This window comes from Frankia sp. CcWB2, assembly GCF_977927585.1.
Genome location: NZ_CDWRCM010000038.1, coordinates 4082 through 4799, shown reverse-complemented (window position 1 = coordinate 4799; position 718 = coordinate 4082). Strand labels below are relative to the sequence as shown.

Genomic DNA, 718 nt, shown 5'->3' with positions numbered 1-718 from the left:
GCCTGTGACGGACCGCCACGGCACGTCCGGCCAGCGCGCGCGGATCTCGGGCGGCACTCGCCCGGCCGCCTCGCCGATCACCAGAAGCTTCTACAGAACGGCGCTCTGGATCAGGTCGCTCGCCAGGAACGCGGTCTCGTCGACGTCCCGGACGAACGCCGTCGCGGCGACCGCAGCTTCGATCATGTCGACGAGGTACAGCTCATCACGCCGCATAGAGGACCCGAGCCTCCGATCGCGGATGACCCATTTCAGCCGAGACTTGGGAACCAGGTCGACGCAACGACCGACGATCTTCTCAAGCTCGTCCCGGAGATCGACGATCTCGAAGCCAAGCGTCGAGTCGGGCGCCAGCACGTACAGCAGGTCGACGTCCGAGGAGTCGGTGTCGTCGCCGCGAGCCGCCGAGCCGAAGACGGACAGCTCGGCGACGCCGTAGCGCCGGCACACCTCGGCGATCCGGCTGTCACGAAGGTCGACGGTCACCTGGCCATTATCGCCTCCAGACAGCCACGACCGCACGACTCGGGTACCGCCTCACGCGCGACGCCCACCGGCGTCCTGCGTGCCGCGCGAACCACCACCCAGCCGCGACCCGAAGCGTCGCGAAGCAGTCCGACGCACGAGGTGCATCTGGTCATGCGTCCAGTCGCCGGCGCCGCCGAGTTGCCCGATCCACTCCGCGGACAGCTTGCCGCGAGATTCGCACCCAGAGTCC

General features: G+C 68.5%; 1 protein-coding gene. It reads right to left on the bottom strand.

Annotated features, from left to right (window positions below):
- Window positions 1-90: 90 nt before the first annotated feature.
- The gene (locus ACY45C_RS06265) at window positions 91-486 is read right to left on the bottom strand and encodes a nucleotidyltransferase domain-containing protein (protein WP_462186704.1); all 396 of its coding nucleotides are present in this window, start codon (window positions 484-486) and stop codon (window positions 91-93) included.
- Window positions 487-718: the final 232 nt, after the last annotated feature.